Source organism: Streptomyces lonarensis (genome assembly GCF_012033735.1).
Lineage (GTDB): Bacteria > Actinomycetota > Actinomycetes > Streptomycetales > Streptomycetaceae > Streptomyces > Streptomyces lonarensis.
The window spans coordinates 1-3,719 of sequence record NZ_JAAVJD010000355.1 but is presented as its reverse complement, the minus strand read 5'-3'; the positions used below and the strand labels follow the sequence as shown (position 1 = coordinate 3,719).

The 3,719-nt window shown below is 73.6% G+C and carries 5 protein-coding genes; 2 read left to right on the top strand and 3 right to left on the bottom strand.

What is annotated here, in order from left to right:
• Positions 1-28: 28 nt before the first annotated feature.
• Complete coding sequence (locus tag HCN56_RS24330) at positions 29-502, bottom strand: hypothetical protein (RefSeq protein ID WP_167974622.1); 474 nt, start codon at positions 500-502, stop codon at positions 29-31.
• 11 nt (positions 503-513) lie between these two features.
• Positions 514-1,062, bottom strand: a complete 549-nt coding sequence (locus HCN56_RS24325; protein WP_167974620.1) for a helix-turn-helix domain-containing protein — start codon at positions 1,060-1,062, stop codon at positions 514-516.
• Between the two features lie 224 nt (positions 1,063-1,286).
• Here HCN56_RS24325 and HCN56_RS24320 point away from each other — a divergent pair, with 224 nt between their 5' ends.
• On the top strand, positions 1,287-1,700 hold the full coding sequence (locus HCN56_RS24320; protein WP_167974618.1) for a hypothetical protein: 414 nt from the start codon (positions 1,287-1,289) through the stop codon (positions 1,698-1,700).
• A gap of 307 nt (positions 1,701-2,007) precedes the next feature.
• Here HCN56_RS24320 and HCN56_RS24315 read toward each other — a convergent pair whose 3' ends face one another.
• A complete protein-coding gene (locus HCN56_RS24315) occupies positions 2,008-2,472 on the bottom strand; it encodes a DIP1984 family protein (protein WP_167974616.1) in 465 nt (154 codons plus the stop codon).
• A 527-nt stretch (positions 2,473-2,999) separates the two neighbouring features.
• Here HCN56_RS24315 and HCN56_RS24310 point away from each other — a divergent pair.
• On the top strand, positions 3,000-3,719 hold a 720-nt coding region (locus tag HCN56_RS24310), incomplete at its 3' end, for a DedA family protein (protein ID WP_245246977.1).

The window sequence follows — 3,719 nt, the reverse complement described above, 5'->3', positions numbered from 1 at the left end:
GGCCCGCGGCGCGGGCCGGGGCGGTGGCTCAGGAGCCCTTGGGCCCCTTGTCGGCGGAGTCACCGGCGGCGTCCGGGCCGTCGCCGGTGAGCGAGGAGGCGTCGTCCGGCACCGTGGTGACGGTCACCTGCTCGACGCGCTCGACGACGACCTTCGGCTCGCCGTCCTCGGTCTCGCCGTGCTCCTTCTCCGTGCCGCGCGCCCACTCCTCGACCGGGCCGCGGCCGCGCTCGGCGAGCTCCGCGTAAGTCTCGCGGGCCTTCGAGGCGTACTCGCGGGCGGTCTCCGCCCCCTGCTCGGCGAGGGTCCGGCCGCGCTCGCGCAGCTTCGGCAGGTCGTTCTCGCGGAACGACTCCACCTTGCCGGGCGCCTCGGCCTTGATCTTGTCGAAGGCCGCCGGGAGGCCGCGCAGCTTCTCCGCCGCGAGGTCCACGGTGCCCGCGGCGAAGTGGACGGCGCTGGAGCTGCCGATGGTCTTGCGGAAGTCCTCGCTGTTGGGCATGTCGCTCCCTCTCATTTCTCGGTCTGGTCGTCCGTGCTCCGGGCGCGGCCGGGACTGTCGTCGTCCGAGCCGTCCTGCCCCGAGCCGGGTTGCTCGGCGTGGTCCTGCCGGGTGCCGTCGGGCGACGGCCCCGGCCGGGGCTCCGGCCGCGGTGCGGTGGCGTCCGGTGCGGGACCCGCACCGCCGGTCGCCTGCCCCGTGGGGGCGGCGGCACGGCGGAACGAGTGGTAGATCTCGACGAGCGCCTGCTTCTGTGCCTCGGTGAGGACCGGGTCGGCGTTCACCGCCTCGATCACGCCGGGGCCTTCGGTCCCCTGGTCCTCGCGCACCTCTTCGTCGAGGATGCCCGCCCGTACGTAGAGCGTCTCGGCGGAGATCTCCAGCCCTTTGGCGATCTGCTGGAGGATCTCCGCGCTGGGCTTGCGCAGCCCGCGTTCGATCTGACTCAGGTAGGGGTTCGACACCCCGGCGGCGTCGGCGAGCTGCCGCAGCGACAGCCGCGCCTGCCTGCGCTGGTCGCGCAGGAACTCCCCGAGCCCGTGAACGTCGAACGGAACCATGCCCCCAGCGTGCCGCACCCTGCTAGCTATTGCAAGCGGATTGCTTGCAGGTGTGCCGGTGTCCGTTCCGTGAGGCCCACCAGCCTCGGCAGCTTCCCGCTCTCCCGCCTGGCCCCCGGTGGTGCGTCCGGGGCACGCACCACCGTACGAACGATGTGGCCGGAAGCCGGGTCCGTGCTCCCGTGCGGTGCGTCGGCGCCGTGTCGGCCGGGGATCATGACGAGATGAGAAGCCCGTTCCGCCGCGCCGTCGTACCGTCTGCCGCAGCCGTGCTCCTGCTGGGCGGGTGCGCCCTGGGTGGCGGCACGCCCGAGGACGATCCCGCCGAGCCTGTGCGGCCGACCACCACTGCGGGCGCTCCCGACTCGGCCGTGCGCCTCGCAGACCGCTACCGAGAGGCGACCGGGGACGAGGGCGTGCACGGCATACAGCGAACCGACGGCCCTGCCGGCGTGCCGTTGCTGACGGTGTGGTCCCACCACACCGTCAGCAACGGCACCGAGACGTTCGAGCGCCTGAAGAACTCGGTCACCGAATACCTGGCGCGCGAGGAGGGTGTGGATCTGAGTGAGGGGTACCTCTTGGACGTCTTCAAGCCGGACGGCGACCTCAAGCACCGCTTCGACGCACGCCCGTAGCAAGCGGACGAGCCCCGGAAACGCGAGGCGCCCGGTCGGTGGTGCCGACCGGGCCCCCCGCCCGTGCTGACCTGCCGGGCGACGGGATGCCCCGTGCCCGCCCTCGCCACGAGGGACCCGCACCCGGTGATGAGCCGTACACCGTGCTCGGTGACCTGTGCGCGATGCGGAGCTGCGTCGTCATGGGAGAGTCGAACTCCCGCGTTGCTCCCCACGCGCCAGAAGTGGGCCGGAAGACCGCCGACCCTCGGTCGGTGCGCGCTTCCCCTGCGGCTACCTGCTCCCGCCACGGCGGCAGCACGGTGTCTCATGCCAGGAGTTCGACCTCCCAGTTGGTGCGCTGGATCAGCGTGTCGACGCCGCGGATGTCGCGGGCGACCTCGTCCGCCCGCCGTCGCAGCTCGGCGACGGGCAGCGCGGAGAGCATCACCAGTTCGGACCGCAGCTGGCGCCCGTGGCCGCCGGAGCCCGCGGCGGCGTCGGCGGCCGCGGTCAGCAGCGAGTGGCGCAGCCGCAGGACATCGCGGCGGGCGAGCGCGTCGGTCAGGGTGCCGCCGCCGACGACCTCGGTCGCGGAGTTGGTGAGGTTGATCCGCCGGATCAGCGCCTCCAGGGAGTCGAGCTCCTGGTCGGCCTCGGCCAGCAGGGCGGCCGCGTCCTCGGACGGGGTCTCGCCCTCCTGGTGCCGCGCGTTGCTGATGACCCGCGCGCGCAGCTGCTGCACGCGGCGCGACGCCTCCGACCGTTCGGCCAGCGCCTCGGCACGTCTCATGGCCGTCCCCCGCTCTCTCCCGGACCGTCCCCCGCCCCTCGGGTGACGCCCCGTCGAACATAGCGGGGTCGCGCCGGCGTTCCCACTCAATATCGGTGGTCGTCCGAGGGGGGCGGTACGTCGCGGCCGGGGCGGGGGTTCCCGCCCGCGGGGGCGCACGGGGGCGTTCCGTGGAGCGAGCCGCACCGGCTCGCCTCGGCGTCGGTACGCCGTGGTCGGCCGCGGCGGGGCTGCCGGGCCGTGGCGGTACCCCGGAGGTGACCGCGCGGGTGACCTGGGGCCTTGGGCGCGGGCCGTGCGCGCCCCGTCCGGCGGCGGTCGAGGGGCGGTGAATGTGTGGATGCTGTCGAATAAAGGTGCGGATATCGGCGAAACTCCTCATCGGTCGGACGTCGCCCGCCGACCGTGGTGTGCTGTGCCCGACGAGCCTCACCGCACGGGTGCCGCACCAACCGCGGACCGGTGGCGCGGCCGTACCGGACGGCGCCGGTGCGCCGCCGTGACCTCCTGCGGAGCTGGAGCAGCCGATGTCCCTGCCGACCACCGACCCGATGACCGCCGTCCTGGTGTCGCCCGACACACCGCCGGCGACACAGGCCGCCGAGCCCACCGAGGTCGGCGGGATCGCCGGGTTCTTCGTGGACCTCATGGAGACCATCGGCGGCCCGGGAGCCGGCATCGCCGTGGCGGCGGAGAACCTCTTCCCGCCGCTGCCCAGCGAGCTGTTCCTGCCGCTGGCGGGCTTCACCGCCAGCCAGGGCGGAATGACGCTGGCGGAGGCGCTGATCTGGACGACGCTCGGCTCGGTGGTGGGCGCCGTCGCGCTCTACTGGATCGGCGCGGCGATCGGCCGGGACCGGCTCCGCGCCGTCGTCGCCCGGATGCCGCTGATCAAGGTCGCCGACTTCGACCGGACCGAGGAGTGGTTCGCCCGCCACGGCACGAAGGCGGTCTTCTTCGGCCGCATGATCCCCGTCTTCCGCAGCCTCATCTCGGTGCCGGCCGGCGTGGAGCGGATGCCGATGACCACCTTCGTCCTGCTGACGACGGCGGGCAGCGCGGTGTGGAACACCGCCCTGGTCCTGCTCGGTTACAGCCTCGGCGACAACTGGCACCGGGTCGAGGGGTACACCGGCGTGCTGGAGAAGGTGGTGCTCGGCGCCGTCGCGGTGGGAGTCCTCTGGTTCCTCGTGACGCGGCTCCGCCGCCGGACGCGCGACCGCGACGCGGGGGAGGACGGCGAGCCC